Here is a 26,191-nt window from a genome sequence, read left to right on the forward strand (position 1 = left end):
TCAAGTGGTTCACGCCGGGCTCGATATCGCGGTCGGAATCGCCGGATCAAGGTCGGTCGTACCGCAACCGAGCGCCGGCAAGGCTGTGGAAAGCGCCGCGTCCGACCTGTCGCTCCGGCTGGTGCGACCGATGTAAGTGTGGACCCGCACATCCCCATCGTCGCCCAAGGTCCTCTCGACAGAGATCTCGCCGACGTTGGCACGCAGAAGGTAAGTCCCGGCGCAGAATTGTGTCCTGAGGATGCTGCCGGCCGCAATGGTTGCGTGGCCGCAGAAGTCGACCTCCATTTGCGGCGCAAAGTATCGAGTGTTCCAGACCATGCGGTCGTCTGTTGGTTCAAGAAACGCGGTCTCGGAGTAACCGACTTCGGCCGCAACCGCCATCATCTCGGATGGAGTCCCATGGTCTCCGATGACAACGCCAGCCATGTTCCCTCCCGCCGGGTCGGAGGTGAATGCAGCGACACGGAGCGGGTCAGACATAAGGAAACCCCTAGCTACACCCAAACAGCGCAACGACAGAATTATCGTCAAGGGGCTGCAGAAACGGCGATTCGCGGTAGGGTTTTCCCAGGGCGTGCGAGGTAGGAACCACGACAAGGGGCTTCGTTTGATGGTTTCACTAATTTGGTTTGCGTTTTTCATAGCTCTGATCGCGACGACCGCGACACCAGCCCAAGCAGCGTCCGACAACGCTGTCGTTCCCGGTGCCACCCGCGTTGACGCCACATTCGTCAACCTCGGCGTGACGTGGACCGTGAGCGGCGACTCAGACCTCGACTCTGCAATGACACTTCGGTTTCGCGTCAAAGGCACGACGACGTGGAACGATGGTGCCAGAGCAATCCGCGCCTACCCAACGATCATCGTGCAGGGAAGCCCTCTCAACCTCAACCAGTGGGGCGCGAGCGCGATGTTTCTCACACCGGCCACGACTTATGAGCTCGAGCTGACGCTTACCGACCCGGACGGCGGGTCGCAAACCCGCCTCATTGAAGGAACGACCCGCTCAATACCCCAGCCCGCGGCGGCCGCAACGGTGAAATATGTCGTTCCCGGAACCGGGGGCGGCTCCGGCACCGTAGGCGACCCGTATCGGGGCGTCCAAGCTGCGGCTGGCATCGCCGAACCTGGTGACGTGTTCGAGATAGCCGCCGGCACCTACGAAACGTTCACGATCCAACGCTCGGGGACCTCGGCCAATCCGATCGTTTTCCGCGGACCATCCAGCGGGGAGGCAATCATCGAGGGCGCTGGAACCAACCGTGGTGTTGTAACCATCGGCGATACCGGCGGGCCGTTGAGTTGGATCATCATCGAGAATCTCGCGATCCGCAATGGGCGGTGGGGAATCGATCTTCAGCACACGCAGAACGTCGTCGTGAGAAACAACAAAATCACCGAAGTTGACTACGGCATTCTCAACCGGCGTGATGCAGCGAACGAACTGAACCAGACGGTGTGCGACAACGTCATCGTTGGCAGGACATCGTGGCCGGGCTCCGGGATCCCGGGCGAACGCGGCATCGACCTGCGAGGCACAAGCAATGTCGTGTGTTACAACACCGTTCAGAACTTCGGCGACTGCGTGTCGGTACAGCCCTTCACTGGTCGGTGCTGGGGCAACGACGTGTATGGCAACGACGTGAGTTTCTGTGTCGACGACGGAATCGAGATCGACTACAACGAGGCAAACGCCCGAGTGTGGAACAACCGTGTCACCAACGCACGGATGGGGGTGTCTCTCCAACCGATTGCGGGTGGCCCGGCATATATCTTCAGAAACCAGTTCTTCAATATCCAGAGCGAACCGATCAAGATGCACAACCAGACGACTGGTTTCATCATTGCGCACAACACGGGCGTGAAGACTGGCAACGGGTACGGGGACGTCGGCACCATGTGGCGCAACGCAATCTTGCGCAACAACATATTTCTCGGCACCGAATACGCGTTTGAGTTCGTCACGACACCAGATGAAGGGTTCCGCGACTTCGACTACAACGGATGGGGAACGACGAGGACCAACCCACCGCTGTTCAAGTGGAACAACGTCCGCTACGACTTTATCGGCGACCTCCCAAGTGGAGTCGAGGACAACGGTGTCGCCGTCAGCTTTAGCGATCTGACAAACGCGGGTTTGCCAGCGAACTGGAATGTTGCCGCCGGCAGCTATGACCTTCGACCGGTTGCGAGTTCAGACGTTGTGGATGCCGGGGTGCCGCTGCGCAATCTCAACGACGGCACCACAATCGTCGGAGCACCCGATATGGGTGCCATCGAGCTTGGCTCGCCGACGCCGACATACGGACCTCGCACGGACACACCTGGTGGACGGTTCATCGACGTTCCGAGCGACAATGTGTTCTTTGGGGACATTGAGTGGCTCGCAAGCATGGGCATCACCAAAGGCTGCAACCCGCCGACCAACGACCGCTACTGTCCCGGAGCGCTGGTGACACGCGGTCAGATGGCGGCGTTCCTCAAGCGATCCGTGGCACTCCCGTAGAAGCCAACGGAGACTTCTTCCCGACAAGCTATCCCGACACCAAAACTGGCATTCGAAGGCTTGCTAGTGTCGTGGGTTGCAGCGCCCCCGAGCGGATGGGAGATTCTTCATGGCGCAACTTCGTGGTTTGTTGTCGATCGATGAATTGGCCGATCGGGTCGAGAGCGGCGGCATCGACACTGTCATTGTTGCGTTCACCGACCACTACGGCCGAGTCCACGGCAAGCGCTTCGATGCCACGTTTTTCCTTGATGACGTGGCTGGCGTCGGCACGCACGGGTGCGACTACCTACTCACGGTCGACATGGAGATGGAGCCGGTGCCGGGCTATAAGTACTCGAGTTGGGAACTCGGATACGGTGACTTTCACATGGTCCCTGATATGTCGACACTTCGAGAGGCCAGTTGGTTGCAGTCGACGGCAATCGTGCTGTGTGACCTGGTCGACGATACGACGCACGACTACGTTCCCGTCGCCCCGAGGTCGATGCTTCGACGCCAAATCGAAAGACTGAAATCGCTCGGGTTCACTGCAAAAGCTGCATCCGAACTCGAGTATTACCTCTACGAAGAATCGTACCGCGACGCCGCCGCGAATGGACACCGCGACCTCACACCGTTGAGTTGGTACAGCGAGGACTACCACCTCATGCAGGGCGCCCGGGAAGAGTTCTTCAACGGAACGATCCGCCGCCACCTCGCAGCCTCGGGCATCCCCGTCGAGAACTCGAAGGGGGAAACCGGACTCGGTCAGCACGAAATGAACATTCGTTACGCCGAGGTTCTCGAAATGGCGGACCGTCACACAATCATGAAATTGCTGATGAAGGACACCGCCGATCAACTCGGCGTGAGCGCCACGTTTATGGCAAAGCCGCACGCCGACCAGGCCGGATCGAGTTGTCATGTCCACCTCAGTCTCTGGAGCGACGATCAAAACGCGTTCGCCGGTGATACCGAATTCGGACCGATCAAGTGTTCCGACGCGTTTGAACATTTTCTCGGTGGCTGGATGCAACATGTGGACGCACTGATGCCTCTCCTTGCCCCGACCGTCAATTCGTACAAGCGTTTCCAGGCGGCGTCGTGGGCGCCGACCCGGATCGCCTGGAGCTACGACAACCGGACGGCTGGTTTTCGCATCGTCGGTTCGGGTCCCAGCCTGCGCATTGAATGCCGCATCCCGGGCGCCGACGTCAACCCGTACCTGGTGTACTCGGCCGCACTGGCAGCCGGCATCGACGGTCTCGAGAAACAGACCGAACCGCCCACGATCTTTGCGGGCGATGTCTACGCAGCGGAGAACCTCCCCAGAGTGCCCGGGACTTTGACATCGGCGGTTGCGGCCTTTGCCGCGAGCGGTTTTGCTCGCAACGCCCTCACCGCCGACGTCCACGACCACTACACGCACTTCTACTCTGACGAGGCAGCGGCGTACGACGCGGCTGTCACCGACTGGGAGCGGACGAGGTACTTCGACCGCATCTAAGCGGCACAGTCGTCGCGCCCGTCTCAACCACTCATCGTCCACCTATGAAACGGATATCAACATGAGCCGCCTACAAGGAAAAGTCGCGCTGATAACCGGCGCTGGAAGCGGTATCGGCCGAGAGTCGGCCACGCTATTCGCATCAGAGGGAGCAAAGGTCGTGTGTGTCGACATCGACCAAGAAGCGGCAACCAAAACGGTCGCTCTCATTGTCGAGGCCGGCGGAGAAGGAGTCTCTGTGAGAGCTGATGTGTCGTCGGCAAAAGATTCCGCCGCGATGGTCAACGCGGCCGTCGAAACATTCGGTGGCCTCCACGTAATGTTCAACAACGCCGGCATCATGCACAACGACGACGGCGATGCGCAGACAACATCCGAGGCTATCTGGGACCTCACGATGAATGTCAATGCAAAAGGTGTCTTCTTTGGCTGCAAGTACGGCATCCCCGCAATCCGAGACTCCGGCGGAGGGTCGATCATCAACACCGCATCTTTCGTCGCCAGTCTGGGGGCCGCAACACCTCAGGTTGCCTACACAGCATCGAAGGGAGCAGTCCTGGCGATGACACGTGAGCTCGCCGTTGTTCACGCGCGACAGGGAGTGAGGATCAACGCACTGAGTCCTGGTCCGCTGCAAACCAAATTGCTGATGGACTTCCTCGACACCGAGGAGAAGAAGCAACGCAGACTTGTTCATGTGCCGATGGGTCGGTTCGGGCTCGCCGCTGAGATGGCACAGGCCGCCCTCTTTCTAGCATCTGATGACTCGTCATATATGACAGGTGCCGATTTCCGCGTCGACGGTGGTATCACTGCCGCATACGTAACACCGGAGTGACAACATGACACACACATTTGAAGGCTTGCTGATCGACGGCGAGCGGGTCAAGAGTTCCTCAAAAGAAACGGTCGAGGTACACGACCCGGCGACGGGCGCAGCAGTGGCCACCGTCGCACGTGGCGACCGCGACGATCTTGCAACCGCGGTGGCCGTAGCGAAGGATCGCTTCGCATCGGGTCCGTGGCGTAAAATCGCACCCGCCGAAAGAGGTGCCATCCTGGGGCGGATCGCAGACGGGATCACTGCCAACCGCGACACGTTTGCGGCCGCGGAGTCTCGAAACGCAGGCAAGCCAATCGCCGCTGCCCTCGGAGAAATCGACGCTGCGGCGCGTACGTTCCGCTTCTATGCGGGAGCCGTCGACAAGTTCCATGGTCAGACAATCCCATCACGGGCCAACGGGACCCTAATGACTTTCCGCGAACCGGTTGGGGTGGTCGGTGTAATCATCCCGTGGAACTTCCCGCTCCTCATCCTTGCGTGGAAGGTCGCCCCAGCGTTAGCGATGGGCAACACGGTTGTTGCGAAGCCGGCAGGTGTCACGCCGCTCACAGCATTGATGCTCGGTGACCTCGCGATTGAAGCCGGTGTCCCGCCGGGAGTGTTCAATGTGGTGCCCGGGCCGGGATCATCAGTGGGATCCGCGCTCGTCACCCACCCAGATGTGCGCAAGATCTCGTTTACAGGGTCGACGGAGGTCGGTGCCGGGGTCATGAGAGACGCCGCCAACGACGTCAAACGGGTGTCTCTCGAACTCGGAGGCAAGTCAGCGTCCATCGTGTTCGCTGACGCTGACATGGCCGACGCAGTGGAGTCGTCGATTTGGGCTGTGTTTGACAACGCCGGGCAAGACTGCTGTGCCAGAAGCAGAATCCTTGTCGAGCGATCAGCGTTCGACGACTTCGTAGCAGCCTTCACGGACGCAACCAAACAGATTTCCGTGGGCGCAACATCCGAGGAATCCACAGACATGGGTCCGCTGATAACCCCGTCTCAGCGGACTTCGGTAGAGGACCACATGCAGAGCGCGGAAGACGAAGGTGCCGTGCGTGTCTGCGGTGGCGAGCGGCTCGGCGGCGATCTCAGTGGCGGTAACTTTCTCACCCCTGCCGTGTATGTCAACGTGCGACCAGACATGTCGATTATGCGCGAGGAAGTGTTCGGGCCGGTTGTCGCAATCATGGCATTCGTCGACGAATCCGACGCCGTTTCGATTGCCAACAATTCGGACTACGGCCTGTCTGGATCCATATGGACACGCGACGTCGGCCGCGCGTTACGCGTCGCGCGAGCGTTTGACACGGGCATGATTTCGATCAACACAAGCTCAAGCGTCCACATAGAGGCACCGTTTGGCGGTGTGAAGCACAGCGGCATCGGCCGAGAGCAGGGCATGGTTGCCCTCGACCACTACACCGAGTACAAGTCAGTTTTCATCGCGGACAACTGACATACGGTCGTTGCAGTCATCCACTTTCTCGCTCCCCGCGACGTAGACCATCAGCCGATAACAGCGGTTGCGAAAGCACGGGTCTCCACACCGGTGCGGCAAGATTCGCCTGTCTTTTATCCATCGGGGACGTTTTCAGCGCACCACGAGTTCCGTCTAGCTAGAGTCCAACTCAGCTCACCCTGAGTACAACGTCAAAGTGACTTCGTTTGCGTCTTACAACGATGTCTTCGATGCCGCGGTTCTCTCCGCAGACAGCGGGGATTCACCGGCGTTGATCCACTTCTTCGAGGCTGCCACCCGGCAGGCGCTCGATGCAGTAGACGGCAGCGGCAACCCGCTGTTCAAGTCGGTCACGGAAGCAATTGCAGGTCGTACCGAGATCCTGGGTGAGCCAATCGTCCTCGACTCCGTTGTAAGCGCTGCACGCGATTACTACACCGTCGACGGATCGTCCTACTCAATGCCTTGGAACACATCCAGCACCGTGTTGATGTCCAACATGGACATGCTCAACGCCGCTGGGGTCACCGAGCCGCCAACGACGTGGGCCGAGGTCACCGCCGTGTGCGAGAAGGTCATGGCAATGGCGAACGCTCCGAGCGGTTGTATTTCGTGGCCAAACCACTCCTGGTTCGTCGAGCAAAGCCTTGGCCAGCAGGGTGAACTGCTTGCGAACAACGACAACGGCCGTTCCGATCGTGCGACCGAAGTCTTCCTCGAGTCAGATGGCATGATTGACTACCTCAGTTGGTGGAAGGACCTCCACGCTAAGGGCTACTACACCTACACCGGCCAACAGCGTGACTGGGGCGGCGTTGATAGCGCATACCTCGCACGTGAACTCGCCATGATGATTGACTCAAGCTCTGACACGGTGATTTCAACAAACGAAGCCATCGAGCTCGGTTTCGATCTCAAGGTCAGCTTCATGCCACGCAACGAGGCCGTCCCTTACGTCGGTAACCTCATCGGTGGTGCAACCATCTGGATGCTCGACGGCACGGACACGGTCAAACAAGACGGCGCCTTAGCGTTCATGAACTTCTTCTCGAACCCCGCCAACGCCGCAGCTTGGCACCAGTTGACCGGGTATGTCCCGATCACTGAAGATGCTGTGGACCTGCTCAACGAGCAGGGCTGGTATGACGAGGTCCCGAACGCCAAAGTGGCTTCTGACCAACTCGCTGCCGCACAGAACACACCAGCATCGCTTGGTGCGTTGATCGGCAACTTCGTGGGAATCCGCGACATCATCACGATTGCGATCGAGGATATCCTCGTGAACGATCTTGACGTTGCTACCCGTATGGCTCAGGCCAATGAAGAGGCAAACAAGTCGCTCTCCGAATACGAACCGCTGTTCGGCAACTAGTCGGTTAGCCAATGTTTTGGGGGTGAGGCGCCGCCTCACCCCCAAAACGTTTTTACGGCTCACTGGAAGCTACATGACACCTGACACCCCATGTTGATACTTGGTCTTATCGTCGCGGCGTTCGTCGGTCCACTCTTTGTTTGGAAGAAGACCAAGAACCGGACCCCGGCGCGCTACGCCATAGGCTCATCGACCGCAGTCGTCGGCTCTGCAATCACTCCCATCCTGATGGGCCAGTGCGGTTTCATCGAAGAGACGTCGGGCGTCGGCCATCTTCTCGCCTGGGGTCTGATGGTCGGAAGCGGTTGGCTTGCCTTGATCCTCATGCTTGCATTATTCGACCGTGCGGACGGGATCGCCAAATCGGGCTCGTCCATGGCCGGCGAGATCCGCACTGGTGGGTTCCGCATGGGATGGTGGGTCCCCTGGTTGCTGTTGTCACCCACGCTTCTCATACTGGCGGTGTTTTTGTACACACCTGCCGTCCAAACTTTCACACTGTCTTCGCGGCTCACGCGACTCGGGGCCCCGAAATCGATTGATGTTTGTTTCGGAAACTTCACCGAGCTCCTAATCACTGATCCCATCAGGTTGCTCGCCTATCCGCTCCTTGCCGTTGGGTTCATTTACTCAGCGCGGTGCTGGATTCGCCGCTCGACTCCGCGCACCTGGAGCCGACGTGGCGCAGATGCCGCTTCTATCGTCGCGATGCTTTCAGTGTTCGTGGCGCTGTACGCCATGTTCTCAGCCGGCGGTGGCGGCCAGGTTGCCTACCGTCCTGTGTACCTCACAACAGTCATCATCTCGGTTGGCATCGTCGCATCGGGGATGATCGGTGGACTCGCAGTCGCCTACCTAGCGTTCCGCCATATTCGTGGTGGCAGCATCTACCGCACGCTGCTGATCTGGCCGTACGCAATCTCTCCGGCGGTTGCCGGTCTGCTCTTCTTTATGATCTTCGACCCGACGGCAGGCATCTTCTCACACGGCATGGAAACGCTGTTCGGCATAGACGTACCGAACTACCGCGAGAGCGCCATCCTGGCGCAGCTGGCCGTGATCATTGCAAGCGGCTGGAAGATCATTGGATACAACATTCTCTTCTACCTCGCAGGCCTCCAGACCGTATCGACGGATCAGATAGAAGCGTCGTTGATCGACGGTGCATCAGCGTGGAAGAGGTTCACGAAAATCGTGCTGCCGGCGCTGTCACCAATCACCTTCTTTCTGCTGGTCACCAATCTCACTTACGCGTTCTTTGAGGTGTACGGAACTATCGACTTTATGACCAAGGGTGCGCCAGCCGGCAAGACGTCGGTCGCGATCTACGAAATCATCCGGGTCGGCGTCAATAACGGAGAGCTGGGCGCGGCGCCGCCCAATCCGTCATGTCGTTTGTAGCCGTCATCGGGATCACGGTGTGGCAGTTCAAGACAAGTGGTGAACGAGTCAGTTACGGAGGTTCGTGATGCAAGGCCTCGCATCAGGAGTACAAACCAAGACGTTGTTTCGGGGTCGAAAGTGGCCGTACCACCTCGGCTTGACGATCACGGCCATTGTCATTGCATTCCCGCTGCTATACGCGATCCTGATCGCGACACAGACGAACGCTGAGACCTATTCGTTCCAGTTCACACCCGGTTCGGCGCTTGCGAAGAACTTCGAGGCCGTGTGGGTGAAGAGGAACTTTGGTGGCGCGATGCTTAACTCGCTTCAGCACGCGGTTCTCGTCACAACGGGGAAGACAATCCTGTCGCTGCTCGCAGGTTTGGCATTTGTCTACTTCAAGTTCAGAGGCAAATGGCTGGTGTTTTTCTTCGTGCTGGTGACGTTGACGATGCCGACAGAGGTCATGATCCTGGCGATGTTCCGCCTTGTCGCAGGTTTTGGCTGGCAGGACACCATGGCAGCGCTGACCATCCCATTCCTAGCATCGGCGACTGGCGCCTTTCTGTTTCGACAGCACTTTGCAAACATGCCAACCGAACTGCTTGAGGCGTCGCAAATCGACGGTGCGACTCCACTGCAGTTCCTGCGCAAAGTGCTCATTCCGCTTTCATGGAACGTCATTGCGGCTTTGTTCGTCATCCAGTTCATCTACACATGGAACATGTTCTTGTGGCCGAGTCTTATCATCCGGGATGAGTCGAAGCAGGTCGTTCAGGCTGCGCTGCAGACACTCACAAACATCGACGGCTCACTCAACTTCGGCCCCCTGATGCTGGCCGCGGTGATGGCGTCGATCCCACCCGCGTTTGTGTTCGTTCTGATGCAGAAGCCGTTTATGAGCGGGTTTGCAATCGGCCAGGACAAATAGCGACTCGTCGGATGCGGATCTTCCGCGGCTAAGACGTTCAATTTACACCAACCGACATATCCGATTGAGCCGGCCCGCTGGTTGATACCACGGGAATATTGCTTTAGGCGAACGGGTCCGCTTTTTGGCTGACGCTCGTCGTTGTTGCGGCCGGAGACAACAGCTCGTCCACGGAAGCTGCCAACGAATCTGGAGTCTGCTGAGTCGCTTCTTCCGTCGCATAACGGGGCTGCGATGTGGGCGCTGATGCATCCAGCTCGCTGTCCGTCGCTTCTACCACGTCGTCGGCGTATCTTGCCCGGACTTCGTCGACCCCGGTAACTGCCTCATGACTCTTTGCCAGCTCCTCGATCGCCCGCAACATCGAATCGTCAACCAGTGTTTCGGATGTCGCAGCCGAGGTCTGTGCGTCCCCCTGAAGTTCGGCGAACGGCGAGAGGGTCGGCGCAGGCTCGGGCATGGAGTCCGACTCCGATTCTTCGATAGCTGTCGGGTCCGTTGGCTGTTGACGAGACGCGTCACCGGCGTCCTCTTCTGGTGCATCGAAATCGAGTTTCGGGCTTGGACTGTCGCCACCCTGAATCGCGTCAAGCATTGAAGCCCACTCGTGATCGGTCGAGCAGTTCGTGCAGTACGCACTGTCGGCCCTACGGGTGCTTCCTTCACCACCACACGTCACACAGATCATCGTCGAAGGCCTCCATAAAACAACATCCTCGTGTTGCAGGTATCGGCGAAACAACCGAAGCGCTTGAGTGCCATACGGGGTCCATATTCGACCACCACGTCCGGTCTGGTCACCCACCGGACCCGGCCGCCATATCGGCTATGTGCCAACCAAACAGCAACCGGGTGGACGTCGCGCTGACGACCCTTGATCGAATTCGGCTTCTAGCTAGAGGTTTGTTCATCGAGGAGGACCGCGATGTCGATTACTTGAACATCTTCGTGCCCGAGTTCTTTGACTCCGTCGTCAAGCATCACAAAGCAGAATGGGCAGCCGGTTGCGATGACGTCGGCACCGGTCGCGACAGCCTCTTCGGTGCGCTCGATGTTGACCTTCTTGCCGGTCTGCTCCTCCATCCACATACGGCCACCACCAGCGCCACAACAGAACGAGTTCGTACCGTTGCGCTCCATCTCAACACGACCGCCAACGATGTCCACTAGACCGCGCGGGGCTGTATAGATGTCGTTGTGTCTGCCGAGGTAACACGGGTCGTGGTAGGTGATCGTTCTCGACGAGTCGTGTTTTGGTGTCAGAACCCCTTCGTCAACGAGCCTCATCAGCAACTCGGAGTGGTGAATCACTTCGTACTCGCCACCGAACTGCGGGTATTCGTTCTTGAGGGTGTTGAAACAATGGGGGCATTGTGTGATGAGCTTGGTGATCCCGAGGTCGTTCAAAGTCTCGATGTTTTGCAGCGCAAGGCCCTGAAACACGTATTCGTTTCCGGTTCGTCGAGCTGGATCACCGGTACATAGTTCGCGTGGGCCGAGGATCGCGAAGTCGATTCCTGCACGGTGCATCAGTTTTGCTGTCGAGATTGTGGTCTTGCGGTTGCGATCATCGAAGCTGCCCGCACAGCCCACCCAATACAGATACTCTGCCTCGACGCCAGGATCGCCGAGCACCTTTACCTCGAAGTCGAGTTCGTCCGTCCAGTCCCCTCGCGTGGCCTGACTCATTCCGTAGACGTTCGACTGGTTCTCAAGGCTGATGTAGGCCTTGCCCAATTCGGATGGGAAATCTGCCTCCATCAGCGATAGGTATCGGCGCATGTCGAGAATCTTGTCAACAATTTCAATGTTGACCGGACACACCTCATCGCAGGCACGACACGTCGTACACGCCCACAGTTCTTCCGACGTGATACGTTCGAACACGTTGTCTGATGTCACGGTGATGCCAGCGTCGACACCCACGGGCGGAGACACGGCTGGAGTTCCTGAGCGAGCGGCGACCTCTCCAAGCTTGAGCACAATTTCGCGCGGGTCGAGCGGCTTGCCAGTGATGTTGGCCGGGCACACCGCGGTGCATAGCCCACAGGTGGTGCACGCATCAGTGTCAAGGAGTTGTTTCCACGTGAAATCAGCAATGACCGAAGCACCCACAGTCTCGATATCCTCAGCCTCAAGGAGATTCGGCATCTCGCGCATAGCTCCCTTGGGCCGCTCCCGCGGTCCCAGCGCCATGTTCACTGGGGAAGTCACCGCATGTCTGAGCTTCGTCGTTGGCAGCATGACGAGAAACACCAGGAACAGGAGAGCATGTGTTGCCCAAAAGATCTGGTGCAAACCCGACGCAACCGTCGACGGGATAAGACCCGCAATGGCAGTCCCAACAAACGACCAGCTCTCCCAATCCGGCACACCGATGACTTGGATGCGGGCACCCTCGACCAAGAGACCTGACACACCAATTGCCGCCAGGAGCGTCAGGATCCAGAAATCCTCGGGACGGGTCTTGGACCGTATGCGCCAGGGTCTGGCAACGTAGCGGCGCAAATACGCCATGGCTACCCCCACCAGGAACACCACGGCTGCGGTGTCAAGAATCAGCGAGTAGACCTGGTACACCCGACCGTTGAGGAATTGGATGCTGGTAGGCAACAGATGATCGATCTCAAGCGTGACCGTGCCGATGAACAACACCACAAACCCGTAGTAAATCGCGGCGTGCATGATTCCCGCACCGGGGTCACGCATCAGCGTCTTCATTGAAAGCCCCTCGCTGGCAGCGTGGATGCGCCGCTTCCACTGCCGCGTGCGGGTATCAGACGCACCGCGTTCCCAGTTCTTTGCGCGTAGTGCAAACAGGTAGAACGTCATCCCAAGGAACACCGAGACAGCAACGTAGAAGGTTGCGATCATCACGGCGGGTATGTTCCCAAAGATCGGACGCGCGATCTCGTGGTCAGGGATCGCGATGAGCGCACCAATCCATCCTGACAGCAACACGCTTGCCGCACTCACCCCCGCCAACCCCACCAACACGGTGCTGGCCTTCACGCGACGTTTCGTTACCTCGGGCTGCGTCTCCGTGTCACTGACCAATCCGCTACTCCTCATGAGCATCGCATGCTCTGGCTTTCCACGGAGTCTAGATGGCGAACACCGTTGCTATCTTCCATTGTTGACGAACGAACGTTCGTTCGTTATAGTTCTTGTCAACCACACCCCCGAAACGGAGACACCGATGCAAGCGATGGCTGGAGAGGTCCGCTTCCAGGAACTGATTGATGCAGACGACAAAGTCGAACCACGCGATTGGATGCCCGACGGATACCGCAAGACACTGATCCGCCAAATTGCACAGCATGCCCACTCCGAAATCATAGGCATGCAGCCAGAGGCGAACTGGATAACCAGGGCGCCCACGCTGCAACGCAAGATGACGTTGATCGCCAAGGTCCAGGACGAAGCCGGGCACGGTCTCTACCTGTACTCGGCCGCAGAAACCCTCGGCGTGTCCCGCGACCAACTCCAAACGCTGCTCCACGACGGCAAGCAGAAGTACTCGTCCATCTTCAACTACCCGACACTTTCGTGGGCCGACATGGGGACGATCGGGTGGCTTGTTGACGGTGCAGCAATTGTGAACCAGATCGCACTCCAACGAACCTCATACGGTCCGTATGCGCGTGCAATGGTCAAGATCTGTAAAGAAGAGAGCTTCCACGCGCGGCAGGGTTACTCGATTCTCTTGGCCTTGAGCCGCGGTAGCGACGAACAGCGCGCCATGCTACAAGACTCGATCAACCGATGGTGGTGGCCCGCACTGATGATGTTCGGACCCCATGACGCTGACTCACCAAACACCGAACAGTCGATGAAGTGGAAGGTGAAGCGAGTGACGAACGACGAGTTGCGCCAGCTCTACATCGACCAAACAGTCCCCCGAGCCGAGTATCTCGGCTGCACGATCCCTGACCCCGACCTTAAGTTCGACGAAGAGACCGGACACTGGAGTATCGGCCCGATCGACTGGGATGAGTTCTGGAACACAGTCAAGGGCAACGGCCCGCTGAACCGCGAACGCATTGCCCACAAGGTGAAGGCGTGGGACGACGGGGAGTGGGTGCGCAAGGGCGCAACCGCCTATGCAGCCAAGCAACGTAGCCGTCTCGAGAAGTCGGCGTAGGAAAGGAATTCCAGCAATGTCATACGATGTCCCCGAAATCCCAGGCGAGAAGACCGAAGACGTAGCGTTCGGCACCGACGCACAGGGCTGGCCCCTGTGGGAGGTGTTTGTGAGGGCAAAACGCGGCCTCAACCACGCACATGTCGGTTCCCTCCACGCACCCGACGCCGAGGTTGCAGTGCAGAACGCACGCGACAGTTACACCCGCCGCGCCGAAGGTGTCAGCATCTGGGTCGTTCCCTCAACCGAGATCCACGCATCTGATGACGCCGAGTCGTTTTTCGAACCGATGGAAGATCGGCCGTACCGTCATCCAACGTTCTACGACATCCCCTCAGAAGTTGGTCAGATGTGAAAACAACCACGACCACACACCCTCTCGTTGCGTACATTCTCCGCCACGCTGACGACAACCTCGTGATGGGTCAGCGGCTTGCCGAATACGTCACGCGCGCCCCGGAACTTGAGGAAGATCTCGCAATCGGAAATCTCTCGCTCGACCACATCGGCGTGGCCATGCATCTGTACGGGTACGCCGCAACACTGTCCGACGACGACATCACGGGAGATGACTTGGCGTTCCTCAGGTCCGAACGGGAGTTCTCGAACACGCTCCTTGTAGAGCAACCGCACAACGATTTTGGTGAAGTGATGGCGCGCCAGTTCTTCTTTGCGCAATACCAGGTTCTGCTGTGGGAGTGTCTCTCAGAGTCGACCGATGAGACCCTTGCCGGCATTGCTCAAAAAGCACTCAAGGAGGCCACGTACCATGTGCGGCATGCCTCAGGATGGGTGATCCGGCTTGGTGACGGCACCGATGACAGCCATGCCCGTATGCAGGCTGCCATCGATGCAATGTGGCGGTTCACCGGTGAGCTGTTCGAAAACGACACACTCGTTGACGACATGGTTGCCGCAGGAATCGGAGCCGATCAGATCGCAATGAAGGCGCGCTGGGACACCAGAGTGGACGCGGTTCTGACCGAAGCGACCCTCGACCGACCGCAGGATCCGTACCAAGCAACCGGAGGCCGAAACGGGATCCACACAGAGTATCTCGGGCACATGCTGGCCGAAATGCAGTGGATGCAGAGGACACATCCGGGGTTGCAGTGGTGATGACCGACACGTTCAGTATCGAATCTATCCGCAGGCTGCTCGACGACGTAGTCGACCCAGAGATACCGGTCCTCACCATTGCAGACCTTGGCATCCTCCGCGGCGTCAAGATCGACGATCACGGGTCTGTTGTCGTAACCATCACACCTACATACAGCGGGTGCCCGGCCATGAGCACGATCGTCGAGGATATCGAGTCGGCGCTTGCCAACGCCGGGGTCGAGCGCGTGACCGTGCGCACGGTGTTTCAGCCGGCGTGGACAACCGATTGGATGACCGAAACCGCCAAAGAGAAACTCAAGAACTTTGGTATCGCTCCCCCAACCGAAACGGGTGGTGAATCGCCGTCGGTCCTCTGCCCACAGTGTGCGTCGGGTCGCACAAAGACGATCTCGGTGTTTGGTTCGACGGCGTGCAAGGCCCTGATGGTGTGCAGCAGTTGCCTCGAACCGTTCGACTATTTCAAGGCGATTTGATGCCCGCAGCAGAGTTCCATACGTTGCAAGTCGCGTCCGTCGAGCCACTCACCGACGAGTCTGTGTTGTTGACCTTCACTGTTCCCGACAACCTGAAGTCGGCGTATGCCTTCGTTGCCGGCCAGCACCTGATCCTACGCGCCGACATTGATGGGGTGGATGTTCGGCGGTCCTACTCGATCTGTACAAGCGCTGGATCGGGAGAACTCCAGGTAGCGGTCAAACGGCTTGAGGATGGCGCGTTCTCCACATACGTCAACACGCAGCTCGCTGCCGGCGACACCTTGGCGGTGACGCTCCCGACCGGTGATTTCTTGCTCCACACCGACCCGGAAACTGCACGTCACTATCTCGCGATAGCCGCCGGATCGGGCATAACCCCCGTCATGTCGATGATCTCGACGACGCTCGAAAGCGAGCCCGCGAGCAGGTTCACGTTGCTGTTTGGCAACCGTGACGGACGGTCGATCATGTTTCTCGAAGAACTGGGAGCCCTCAAGGATCGGTTCCCGTCGCGGTTCTCGCTGCTGCACATCCTTAGCCGAGAGCCGAATGCGATTCCCCTATTTGAAGGCCGGATCGATGGAGCGAAACTCAAAGACGTGTTCTCAACGGTGGTCGACATCGGTTCGGTCAATGCGTTCTACCTGTGCGGTCCCGCGGGTATGGTCGACGACGCCACCGAGTTCCTTACATCGCGAGGTGTCGAAGAAACCAATATCAACACCGAGCTGTTCTTCACAGATCGTGATGCCATAACACCCCCGCAACCGGTCGCCGACGATGCTGATGGTGTCGTCGTCGAATTCGAGCTGGCTGGCCGTGTGTCAACCGTGGTTGTCCCTCCGGATGGTGCACCAATCCTCGACTATGTCCTTTCGGCCCGTACGGATGCACCGTTTTCGTGTCGCAACGGCGCCTGTGCATCGTGCCGCGCTGTCGTCATTGAGGGCGAAGTTGTCATGGACCACAACTGGGCGCTGACCCAGGACGAGGTCGACGCCGGTCAGATCCTCACCTGCCAGTCGCATCCGGTCTTGACAAGCCTCAAGCTGAGCTACGACATATGAAGAGGAACACCCGCGAAGACGTTGTTCGCGCCGCCGGCAGATTGTTCGCTGAGTACGGATACCACGGCACGTCGATGCGCGACCTTGGTCGCGAGCTTGGTCTGCTCGGGTCTTCTCTATACACCCACGTCGAGAGCAAACAGCAACTGCTGGTCGAGGTAGTCGAGCGTGGTGCCGCGTTCTTCCAAGCTTCCGCCGATGCTGCGGGGTCAATGGAAGGGACCGCTGCGGATCGTTTGCACAGTCTGATAGCGGGACACGTAGACGTCGTGCTCGACCACCGCGACGAAGTCCGCACCTATCTGTACGAAGCAACGGCGCTCGACGATGATGCCCGCCAGCGGGTGCTCGACGCCCGGAATCAATATGAGGCAGTCTTCACATCGGTCATCAAGGCCGGGGTGGCCGACGGCAGTCTGCGCCCCGACCTCGACGTCAGGGTCGCCACCATCTTCACTCTCTCAATTCTCAACGCCATCGACCGCTGGTACTCCGAGAGCGGCCGCATGTCCCGCAAGAAACTCGTCGACGAGATCTGGACATTCATCCTCAAAGGCCTCTACCCAATCAGCTAACCCGGGGCTGGGTTGGACCAGGGTTTCGTGGTAGGTGCCTGCGGGTTTTATACGGGGAGTAGTAGGCGTACGGTGGTGCCGACGCCGGGTTCGGAGATGACGAATGTTTCTCCTCCTGCACGTTCGCAGCGGGTTTTGAGGTTGGCGAGACCGTTCCCGGTTGTGGGGGCCAGCGGGTCGAAGCCGTGGCCGGTGTCGACGATTGTGAGTGTGAGTTCTTCGGGCGAGAGATCCACTGACACGTCGATCCTGTCGGCGGATGCGTGGCGTACGGCGTTGGTGACGGATTCGCGAATGAGGTGAAGCGCGTCATCAATGAGCCCGGATGGGACGTCGGCGATCGATGGTCCCATAGTGACCGATGTTGTCACCCGGCTCGCGTTTGTTACCTCGTCGACGAGACGGTTCACTTCAAACCGGAAGTCGCGGCTTGATGATGTTGGTGGGTTGAGGTTGAATATCATTCTGCGCAGCTCGTTTATGGTGCCATCAAGGCGTTCGACGGACTCAGTGATTGAGTTTCGGATTTCGGGGCTGTTGATCCTCTGCGATTGTGCTTGGAGGGTCAATCCGACACCGAATATTTCTTGGATTATTGAGTCGTGAATGTCGCGGGCGATCCGCTCGCGATCTTCGATGAGGGCGAGGTGACGGACGCGTCGTTGCATGCGTGATGTGTTGACGGCGGATCCCGCGATGACGGCGAGTCCCTCAACAAGTACTTGGTCTTCTTCGGTGAAGCCGCCGTCCTTCTCGGTGAGGTACAGGTTCCCGAAGACTTGGCTGCCGGCACGGATTGGTACACCGAGGAACGCTTGCATGCGAGGATGGTCAGCGGGCCAACCAGAGCTGTCCGGATGCTCGCCGATGTTGTCAATCCTGACTGTTTTCGCGGTGCGCGTAATGGTTCCCAGGACCCCCACCCCGGATGGGGGTTTCCCGATCTTGTCGGCTACCTCGGGACTCACCCCGATTTGGAGGAACTCAATGAGCGCCCCGTCGCGTCCGATGACACCGAGGGCACCGTACTTCGCACCCGAAACCCGCATCCCTGTTTCGATGACCTGGCGTAAAAGCTCCGTAAGATCAGTTTGTGATACCGCGGCCGCGGCGCCCCTGACGAGGTTGAAAAACTTTTCCTGACGGAGGACCTCCTGTGCCATGGGTACAGCATACCCGGCGTGTTCGTGAGCTGATTTGTTGGGGGTTTGTCCTAGGGGCGTTTGGCCCTGTGGGATTTGGTAGCGCAGGGAGTAGCCTGAACCCATGACAGACAAACCGCCAGTACGGGTGCTACTTGTAGATGACCATGAGGTTGTGCGCAAAGGACTACGCGCACTTCTCGAAGCGGCGGACGGATTCGAGGTTGTGTCCGAGGCGGGTTCAGTCGTTGAAGCGATCCGCCGAGTGGGTTACGACTCCCCCGACGTTGTCGTAATGGACGTCCGGTTGCCCGACGGATCAGGCATCGATGCCTGCCGAGAAATCCGCAAGAGATGGCCCGACGTCAAAGTACTGATACTGACCTCCTACGCGGATGAAGAGGCGCTCGTCGGCGCGATCCAAGCCGGGGCTTCCGGGTACGTTCTGAAACGGATCCGTGCTGATGAGTTAGCGGAGAGTATCCAGCGTGTTGCTGCAGGAGAGTCTCTCCTCGACCCAATAATGACCGAGCAGCTATTCACAAGAATTCGTGGAGGTAACTCCGACCCGCTGCTGGAACGCCTTTCGCCTCAGGAACGACGCACCCTCGATCTTATCGCTGCGGGGATGACGAACAAGCAGATCGCCAAACAGATGTTCCTCGCTGAAAAAACGGTCAAGAACTATGTGTCAAACATGCTCTCCAAACTTGAGATGAGCCGTCGCAGCGAGGCAGCAGCATACGCTGCCCGCCTCTCTGTGGGATCACGAGTTCGCTACCCCGCTGAAACATGGGACGAAGAACAGCCCTAGAAGGAGAACCCGATGCAAGTACTTGATGTAATGACCACGAATGTCCTGACGATCAGCCCCGACGAACCACCAAAGGCAGCCGCCATAACCGAACCGTAGCGAAACGTATCCACGCCTCGCTAATACCGGATCCGGCACAACGCCCACGGCTCTCGTTTATCAGAACTCACGTCTCGCGTGTCCATGTGACCCTAGTGTTTCGGCCCTACTGAACGTACATTTCGATCCCAACAAACCTGCCAATAGGCCCTACAGGGCGGGGTCTTGACGTCAATATCATGGGTTAGAGCGACAAAGAAGTTGGATGTGGAATTGTCCGGTAGAGAGATCTGGACCGTCATTCACGACCTGATCTTGGGTAGGCTCTTTCTTGTGCCTTCGCAGGCAGCCTCGCCGGGTTGTGGAGTCTGCGGCCGGGTCTTTTGACCACCGGGGGCATAAGAGAGCGAATGAGACGGCTGTACATTGGCGCCTGGGTAATGGCTCCGGCCGCCCTTGGGGAGCCGTGATTAGCGGGACCTGGATCGTGTATCCATGGTATCGGGTCAAGCTAGCTCCTGTTGGTGAAAACGCCTACGCAGGATGTGCGGACGCGATCCTGCCAAACGTGACACGCTCGCCGCGGGACTTCTTGAAGTCCAACGTGAGCGGTAACACGGAAACGTGGCACGCCTTCGGGATGGAATGGAAAGAACACGTATCGTGGGCGGCGCCAATCCTGGCGACCGCTTCAGCGTTCCTCATCGTCTACTACGGACCGCGTCTCATCGCGCGCCCGTGGTTGAGGACCGCAGTGATCGTCATGTTTGTAGCCGCGTTTGCGGCGGCTGTCGTGGGTGGCGCCTTTGGTGCGTTCCTCAACAAGATCGCCCCGATCGTCTAGCTGCGAAAGGAGCGACATTATGAACACAGATACAGTATCGAATCGGCACAACGATCAGGCTATTGCACCGGAACTAGCTGCCCTCAATCTCCCCGACAAGCCGGACGGACCCGCTGCTGCGGCAATGCTCTCAGCCGGTCTCGGGATCTTCACACTCGGTTTCCTTACCACGCTCGCGGTGATGAGCGGGCCCGTTAAGGACTTCTTGAGGTGGTGGCAATGGGGCCGGGGTGTCGGGCCGCTAGCGGGAAAGACCACCATTGCGGTGATTGTCTGGCTCGTAAGCTGGGCTGTTCTCAACAGGATATGGAAGGAGAAAGATCTGAATCTCAAGGTCTTTTCCTACCGGGGACTGTGGCTTGGCGTCCTCGGCGGCGTCGGGACGTTCCCACCGTTCTTTGAACTGTTCCACAGCTAATGGGTACACAAAGCCGTGCCGATCTCGTTGCCGCTTGGGTGGTCGGGATCGGCGTCGGCCTTATCACGCTCCAGATCACATGGCTGATCGCTAATCGGCTCGCATCGCTGATCTGGGGGGTGCCACGAGGTCCCACAACTGCTTTCACGATCGTTGTGATCGCGGGCGTCGTCACCTCGGTCGTGACAGGGCGCAGGCTCGCTAAGAGTTCAGCCCGGCGGGACATCGCCATGACCACTGTCCCGCAGCCCACGATCCAGCGGTGCAGTGGGGATGTCGCACTTGCGATCTGGTGGCCGCGGGGAGGTCGCTTGGCCCCACCAATAGGCCGAACGACTCTAGTACTCGCTGGTCACTTTCGATACGGTTCTCCTGTGACGATGCAAGGGGATCCGAGACGGAACACCAGGGAATGCGTCGTCGGCACACACGCAGCTTCGGCATGCGGTAACGTTCGAAACAACCGAGAGGCAATATCGTGGATGACCGATTCTGGTACAAGATAGGGCAGGCAGCGCTCCTGTTTGCCGTGATTGCGATGTTGGCCGCATCGTTGGTCGTACAGAATGGCAGCATCTCGTCAGCAGATGTACGCGAGATCCTTGCCGAAGAAGGGGTCGCCGGATCTGACGTTCGACAGGGTTGGCCGGTCGATCAGTCGATCCGTCCCGATCTGACACCGATCAGTGAGCTCAAGGTCGCTCTTGACAGCGAACAACACGTCTCATACGCACCGGATGTTCCCGCACCTATCACGCGGTCAGATCAGCGCATATACGACGTTCACATCGAGTCGATCGAAGGGGTTTGCCCGCTCGATCCAGCGAACAACATCACGACGGAGATGTGGGGGTTCCGGATCGCCGGCGACGACGAAGTCACCTGCGGATCACCCGGACCTGTTCTGCGAGGCAGGGTTGGGGACGTCGTCAACATCACGTTGACAAACCTGGCGGAGAACACGCGCCCACACAACATCGATTTCCATGCGGTCACCGGCCAGGGAGGCGGTGCAGCGGGTTTGACGGTGAATCCCGGGGAAACCGCCACCATCCAAATCCGCCTGTTGTACCCGGGTGCGTTCATGTACCACTGTGCGTTCGGTGACGTACCGTCACACATCGCTCACGGCATGTACGGCATGTTCATCGTGGACCCGGAAAATCCCCTTCCTGAGGTCGACAACGAGTGGGCCATCGTGCAAAGCGAATGGTACGTAGGCGAGGCTGACGCACAGGGTGTGGCGCCGTACGATCGAGACGCGGTGTTCAACGAGGAGCCGCGGATCATCACTTTCAACGGACGCACTGATTCGTTGGTTGGTGCCAACACTCTAAGGATGAATGTCGGGGAACGCGCTCGGATCTACTTCGTTAACGAGGGCTTGAATCTCGACAGCAACTTCCACCCAATCGGTTCCCAATGGGATCTTGTGTACCCCGAGGCGGCAACTCACTCTGCCAACAACGTGATTCGCGGGTCCCAAACAACCCTCGTCCCGGCTGGAGGTGCGACGGTCGTAGAAATCGACGCACTGGTCCCGTCAACGATCATCCTCGTCGACCATGCGTTGGCCCGCACGTTCTACAAAGGAGCCATAGGCACGATCGAGATCACCGGAGACGCTACGCCAGAGCTCTTCGGAGTGCTCCAGCCTGACGCAGAAACGACAAACGATGACTCGGATAGTGCAGACGATGCGAACCCTGCCGGGACCGAGGTTGCCATCCTCGAAGGGGCGTTCGATCCGAACAACGCCGACAATGCCTACAACCCCCTGCATGTGACAGTGAAGGTAGGCACCACCATCCGCTGGACCAATGACGACGCCATCCCCCACACCGTAACGTCGGGCACATCCGACGGATCCACCGGGTCAAGCGACGGGCGTTTCGACTCTGGTTTCTTGAACCTCGGTGACACGTTCAGCCACACCTTCACAGACGTCGGCGAATTCTCCTACTTTTGCTTACCGCACCCGTGGATGATCGGCACGGTGACTGTTACTGAATAGCCCAACAATGCCTGTCGGCGCAAGGCTGCGTGTACAACGTTCGTCAACCAGTGTGCATCGACACCGGCGATTCCTCAAATGTGGGCTTAGCCGATCGCAGACTGTGACCGTTCGTTGTGAACATCCTCAAAGACGGGCTCAACCGCTCCCTTCGTACCGCAGAGGCAGCAAGCCCGCAAGAAACTCGTCGACAAGATCTGGACATTCATCCTCAAAGGCCTCTACCCGACCAAATAGCCCGGGCGCAAACTCCGAGGTTTCCAGCCGCCGTCCACGGGTGACTTGGAACTTTTTGGGGTTCTAACAACAAACCCCTTGTATACGTCACAGATAACGTGTATTCTTACGTCATGGACGACGTACATATTTCGGAACCGTGGGCGATTAGGCCTGTCGTGGGCTCAAAGATCGCTATCGGCGACACCATCGGTCGAGACGATTGGATCATCAACGCCCTCAAGCTGATGCGTGATGGCAACAATCTCGTGTGCAGCGATCCCCGTCGGTTGGGCAAGACGACAACAGTACGCCGTCTGGTGAACGAACCTGGAGACAACTTAACAGCACTGTTGATCGACTACGAGGGGGTTGAAACACCGACTCAGTTCTTGCTGCACACAGTCAAGGGGCTCGCCTCAGAAAGAACGCTCTGGGCCAAGGCGACAGAGGCGGCCGCACGCCTCTTCGATGGGACCGAGGTGACGGCTGGGCAGTTCGGTGTTGGACTCAAGATCAAGAACACACAGCGGGACCGCCGACCGATCGAGCTACTCCGAGATGTCTTGGCGCCCATTCACGAATCGCTCGGAGATGGCGAACTCTTGATTCTCGTTCTTGACGAAGTGCCAATCGCCGTGCGCAACATCGCAAGAGGTTCAGACGCCGGTCCCGACGAGGCAGCACACCTCCTACAGGAACTGCGCAACCTTCGTCAGGCGTTCGACAAGATCAGATGGCTGATTACAGGTTCCATTGGGTTCCACCATGTCTTGAAAGAATGCACTGACACAACCGTGGTAGTGATTGGTGATCTCCAGAACGTAACACTGGGACCCCTTAAATCGGATCATGCTGAATTCTTGGCGCGATGCCTTGCCCTCGGCATCAATCGTGCAATCGACACCGAAGCCATCGCTGAGGTCGCAAAGGCCACGGGCGGTGTCCCGTTCTTCATCCACGCGTTGTTTCACACGATAAGGTCTGGCGGCGACGTCGGCCCGGTAACTATCTTAGAAGTCACCCGAGCGTTCGAAACGTACCTCAACGACCGTGACGAGAGCCGCGTGATCGACCACATCCTCGAACGGCTCGATGTCTACTACCCCTCCCAGCTGTTGGGCACTACCACGGCGTTACTTGATACCACCTCCATTGCTGGGCCTTTATCAATCGCTGATGCGAGAGACCTGATCAGAGGGAAAGCAGACTCTGCCAGCAACTCGGACGCGGAAGCATTGATAAACATGCTGATCGACGATCACTACCTCGTCCGAATCGAGGGGACCTTGGTCTGGCGATACGACGTGTTCAGGCGGATCTGGATCAACCGACGAGGACTCGTGACGTGAAGTACAACCCTTCGATACTTTCCCACCAAGTCCTCGAAGACCTCTTTGTCGGCTCGGACAGGGAACGAATACTCCAAGACATCGTCGACCGTGCCAGCGGCGCAGCTTCAAGCGACGAACGAAACCACACTCTGCTTGTTGGCCGTCGGGGATCGGGGAAGTCGCATCTCATCGCACTCGCCTACTACCGCATAGGCGATCTCGTCACCGACGAATCGCGATCGCTACAGCGCTCCTGGCTACCCGAAGACCCTCTGACGATTCACAGTTACACCGAATTCCTACGTCAGATCGCTCAAGGACTCCTGCGATCTTCCGGTTCCGAGGAGCAATCATTCCGAGGCAAGAACTACGAGACAACCGAAGCATGGCTTACCAGACGGGCAGTGGACGCTGGCACCATCGTGGTGTTTGTGGAGAACATCGACCAGATTCTCGACACCATGGGCGACTTGGGACAACAAAGATTTCGCCACTATCTGCAAACGACCGAATCGCTGCTTATCGTCGCGAGTACGACGACCCTCTCCCGAGATTTAACCCGCCAGGACAGTCCGTTCTTCGGGTTCTTTACAACCAGCAACCTTGCGCCATTTGACGAACACACCGCGAGCGAGATGCTCACTGCGATTGCTGAGGCGTCCGGCCAGACGGCGACCGCCGACTTTGTTCGCACCGAGACAGGGATCGCTCGTCTAAGAGCGATCGAACACCTGGCGGGCGGACAACCGCGTATGTGGGCCACTTTCGGCCAAACGTTGACACCCGCCGACCTCGACGAACTCGTCAACACGCTGCTCACCCAGTTTGACGAACTGACGCCCTACTACCAGGAGCAACTCGCCCGCCTGTCACCGCTGCAACGCCGAATTGTGGGAACGCTCGCCCAGGCTGATCGGCCCCTCACCATCGATTCGCTCGCCCGTGAACTGGAGGACACGAGCCAGACGGTCAGCAAGGCTGTAAATCTGCTCCACAAGTCAAAAGGTTGGGTTCAGCCATGCGACACAAACCTCACACAGCTCATCGATGGGCGCCGAACCTACTACGAACTCGCTGAACCTCTTGCTCGAATAATCTTCCAATTCAAAGAATCGCGTGGCGAGCCCATAAAGCTCGTCGTTGACTTCATCAAACTCTGGTTCGACCCCGACGAAATCGGCGTATTCCCAGGCTCGCGAAACGAAACGATCAGTGGGTACCTCTTACTTGCTGGGCAGGGCGATGCGGCAACGACATTAGTTCGCCAGTTTCGGGGTCTTCCATTTTCCGCCGACGTCCCACGCCTAAGCCAACTCGAAGAACTCGACGAGGCCCTCGCGGCACTCAGCCAAGGCAATCCCGAACCGCTACTCAACTTACCGTCGGCGGTGCGGCGTGCTGCTGAGGACCACCTCGGCGACGATCCGACTGATGAGCAAGCAATCGGTAAGACCAGAGTGTTCGTCCATCGAGCCGCACTAGGCGCGTTCGGAGATTCCCGGACTCCGTTTCGAGACTCCGCAGACGACACGGTAGACAGGTGGATGGAAGCGGCCTTGAATATTGTTGGATCTACGCCCGCCGGATTCGCGCTTACCGCATTGTGGGCATGCGCGACTGGCGATTTCAAGGCAGCAGAATCGGCGATCCTTGATTGCGGCCGTGTGCTGGGTCGGCGCCACCCCGACACCCTCGACGCCCGCAGCAGCATCGCATCCCTACTGGGCAGGTCGGGGCAGGTTGATGAAGCAATCAAACAATTCACCACATTGCTAGAAGACCGCCAACGTGTCCTGGGACCGGACCACCCCGACACCCTCACCACCCGCAGCAACATCGCATCTTGGCTGGGGGAATCGGGGCAGGTTGATGAAGCAATCAAACAATTCACCACATTGCTAAAAGACCGCCAACGTGTCCTGGGACCGGACCACCCCGACACCCTCACCACCCGCAACAACATCGCATCCCTACTGGGCAGGTCGGGGCAGGTTGATGAAGCAAT

General features: G+C 58.5%; 23 protein-coding genes. 19 read left to right on the forward strand and 4 right to left on the reverse strand.

The annotated features are described in order from the left end of the window. Positions 1-9: 9 nt before the first annotated feature. The gene (locus IIC71_07235; protein MCH7668977.1) at positions 10-483 is read right to left on the reverse strand and encodes a PhzF family phenazine biosynthesis protein; all 474 of its coding nucleotides are present in this window, start codon (positions 481-483) and stop codon (positions 10-12) included. A 130-nt stretch (positions 484-613) separates the two neighbouring features. Between IIC71_07235 and IIC71_07240 the strand changes: the two genes are divergently transcribed. From IIC71_07240 to IIC71_07270, 7 genes are all read left to right on the forward strand, one after another. Then, positions 614-2,509: a right-handed parallel beta-helix repeat-containing protein gene (locus tag IIC71_07240; GenBank protein ID MCH7668978.1), complete on the forward strand. Its 1,896-nt coding sequence runs from the start codon at positions 614-616 to the stop codon at positions 2,507-2,509. A 109-nt stretch (positions 2,510-2,618) separates the two neighbouring features. Beyond that, the gene (locus IIC71_07245) at positions 2,619-3,998 is read left to right on the forward strand and encodes a glutamine synthetase (GenBank protein ID MCH7668979.1); all 1,380 of its coding nucleotides are present in this window, start codon (positions 2,619-2,621) and stop codon (positions 3,996-3,998) included. A 61-nt stretch (positions 3,999-4,059) separates the two neighbouring features. Then, on the forward strand, positions 4,060-4,836 hold the full coding sequence (locus tag IIC71_07250) for a glucose 1-dehydrogenase (protein MCH7668980.1): 777 nt from the start codon (positions 4,060-4,062) through the stop codon (positions 4,834-4,836). A gap of 4 nt (positions 4,837-4,840) precedes the next feature. Continuing rightward, a complete protein-coding gene (locus IIC71_07255; GenBank protein ID MCH7668981.1) occupies positions 4,841-6,289 on the forward strand; it encodes an aldehyde dehydrogenase in 1,449 nt (482 codons plus the stop codon). Positions 6,290-6,488: 199 nt separating this feature from the next. After that, the gene (locus IIC71_07260) at positions 6,489-7,664 is read left to right on the forward strand and encodes an extracellular solute-binding protein (protein MCH7668982.1); all 1,176 of its coding nucleotides are present in this window, start codon (positions 6,489-6,491) and stop codon (positions 7,662-7,664) included. Between the two features lie 90 nt (positions 7,665-7,754). Next, the gene (locus tag IIC71_07265; GenBank protein ID MCH7668983.1) at positions 7,755-9,065 is read left to right on the forward strand and encodes a sugar ABC transporter permease; all 1,311 of its coding nucleotides are present in this window, start codon (positions 7,755-7,757) and stop codon (positions 9,063-9,065) included. 67 nt (positions 9,066-9,132) lie between these two features. Beyond that, complete coding sequence (locus tag IIC71_07270) at positions 9,133-9,981, forward strand: carbohydrate ABC transporter permease (protein ID MCH7668984.1); 849 nt, start codon at positions 9,133-9,135, stop codon at positions 9,979-9,981. 103 nt (positions 9,982-10,084) lie between these two features. Here IIC71_07270 and IIC71_07275 read toward each other — a convergent pair whose 3' ends face one another. Together IIC71_07275 and IIC71_07280 are read right to left on the reverse strand one after the other, a co-directional pair. Then, a complete protein-coding gene (locus tag IIC71_07275) occupies positions 10,085-10,669 on the reverse strand; it encodes a hypothetical protein (protein ID MCH7668985.1) in 585 nt (194 codons plus the stop codon). 203 nt (positions 10,670-10,872) lie between these two features. Beyond that, positions 10,873-13,053 (reverse strand): 4Fe-4S dicluster domain-containing protein, encoded by a 2,181-nt coding sequence (locus IIC71_07280; protein MCH7668986.1) that lies wholly within the window; start codon positions 13,051-13,053, stop codon positions 10,873-10,875. A 127-nt stretch (positions 13,054-13,180) separates the two neighbouring features. Between IIC71_07280 and paaA the strand changes: the two genes are divergently transcribed. Genes paaA through IIC71_07310 form a run of 6 tightly spaced genes read left to right on the forward strand, consistent with a single transcriptional unit; the run spans position 13,181 to position 17,365 of the window. Continuing rightward, positions 13,181-14,125: a 1,2-phenylacetyl-CoA epoxidase subunit A gene (gene paaA, locus IIC71_07285; protein MCH7668987.1), complete on the forward strand. Its 945-nt coding sequence runs from the start codon at positions 13,181-13,183 to the stop codon at positions 14,123-14,125. Between the two features lie 16 nt (positions 14,126-14,141). Next, positions 14,142-14,480 carry a 1,2-phenylacetyl-CoA epoxidase subunit B gene (gene paaB, locus IIC71_07290; GenBank protein ID MCH7668988.1) on the forward strand — a complete coding sequence of 113 codons (339 nt, stop codon included), beginning with the start codon at positions 14,142-14,144 and terminating at the stop codon, positions 14,478-14,480. Continuing rightward, on the forward strand, positions 14,477-15,244 hold the full coding sequence (paaC, locus tag IIC71_07295; GenBank protein ID MCH7668989.1) for a phenylacetate-CoA oxygenase subunit PaaC: 768 nt from the start codon (positions 14,477-14,479) through the stop codon (positions 15,242-15,244). Before paaB ends, paaC begins: the two co-directional genes overlap by 4 nt. After that, entirely contained in the window at positions 15,244-15,720 is a 477-nt protein-coding gene (gene paaJ / locus IIC71_07300) for a phenylacetate-CoA oxygenase subunit PaaJ (protein MCH7668990.1), read from the forward strand. The genes paaC and paaJ overlap by 1 nt, the downstream gene beginning before the upstream one ends. Then, entirely contained in the window at positions 15,720-16,790 is a 1,071-nt protein-coding gene (locus IIC71_07305) for a 2Fe-2S iron-sulfur cluster binding domain-containing protein (protein MCH7668991.1), read from the forward strand. Before paaJ ends, IIC71_07305 begins: the two co-directional genes overlap by 1 nt. After that, positions 16,787-17,365, forward strand: a complete 579-nt coding sequence (locus IIC71_07310) for a TetR family transcriptional regulator (protein ID MCH7668992.1) — start codon at positions 16,787-16,789, stop codon at positions 17,363-17,365. The genes IIC71_07305 and IIC71_07310 overlap by 4 nt, the downstream gene beginning before the upstream one ends. A 47-nt stretch (positions 17,366-17,412) precedes the next feature. On the opposite strand, the gene IIC71_07315 is transcribed toward IIC71_07310, so the two are convergent. After that, positions 17,413-18,528 carry a GAF domain-containing sensor histidine kinase gene (locus IIC71_07315; protein MCH7668993.1) on the reverse strand — a complete coding sequence of 372 codons (1,116 nt, stop codon included), beginning with the start codon at positions 18,526-18,528 and terminating at the stop codon, positions 17,413-17,415. Positions 18,529-18,631: 103 nt separating this feature from the next. On the opposite strand from IIC71_07315, the gene IIC71_07320 reads away from it, so the two are divergent. From IIC71_07320 to IIC71_07345, 6 genes are all read left to right on the forward strand, one after another. Beyond that, positions 18,632-19,321, forward strand: coding sequence for a response regulator transcription factor (locus IIC71_07320; protein MCH7668994.1), 690 nt, complete (start codon positions 18,632-18,634; stop codon positions 19,319-19,321). A 505-nt stretch (positions 19,322-19,826) separates the two neighbouring features. Then, positions 19,827-20,204: a hypothetical protein gene (locus IIC71_07325; GenBank protein MCH7668995.1), complete on the forward strand. Its 378-nt coding sequence runs from the start codon at positions 19,827-19,829 to the stop codon at positions 20,202-20,204. 19 nt (positions 20,205-20,223) lie between these two features. Further along, positions 20,224-20,622 (forward strand): hypothetical protein, encoded by a 399-nt coding sequence (locus IIC71_07330; protein ID MCH7668996.1) that lies wholly within the window; start codon positions 20,224-20,226, stop codon positions 20,620-20,622. 478 nt (positions 20,623-21,100) lie between these two features. After that, positions 21,101-22,636, forward strand: coding sequence for a multicopper oxidase domain-containing protein (locus IIC71_07335; protein ID MCH7668997.1), 1,536 nt, complete (start codon positions 21,101-21,103; stop codon positions 22,634-22,636). A gap of 350 nt (positions 22,637-22,986) precedes the next feature. Then, on the forward strand, positions 22,987-24,204 hold the full coding sequence (locus IIC71_07340; protein MCH7668998.1) for a hypothetical protein: 1,218 nt from the start codon (positions 22,987-22,989) through the stop codon (positions 24,202-24,204). Further along, on the forward strand, positions 24,201-26,191 hold a 1,991-nt coding region (locus tag IIC71_07345; GenBank protein MCH7668999.1), incomplete at its 3' end, for a tetratricopeptide repeat protein. The genes IIC71_07340 and IIC71_07345, both read left to right, overlap by 4 nt.

Source organism: Acidobacteriota bacterium, from assembly GCA_022562055.1.
GTDB lineage: Bacteria > Actinomycetota > Acidimicrobiia > Spongiisociales > UBA5794 > BMS3BBIN02.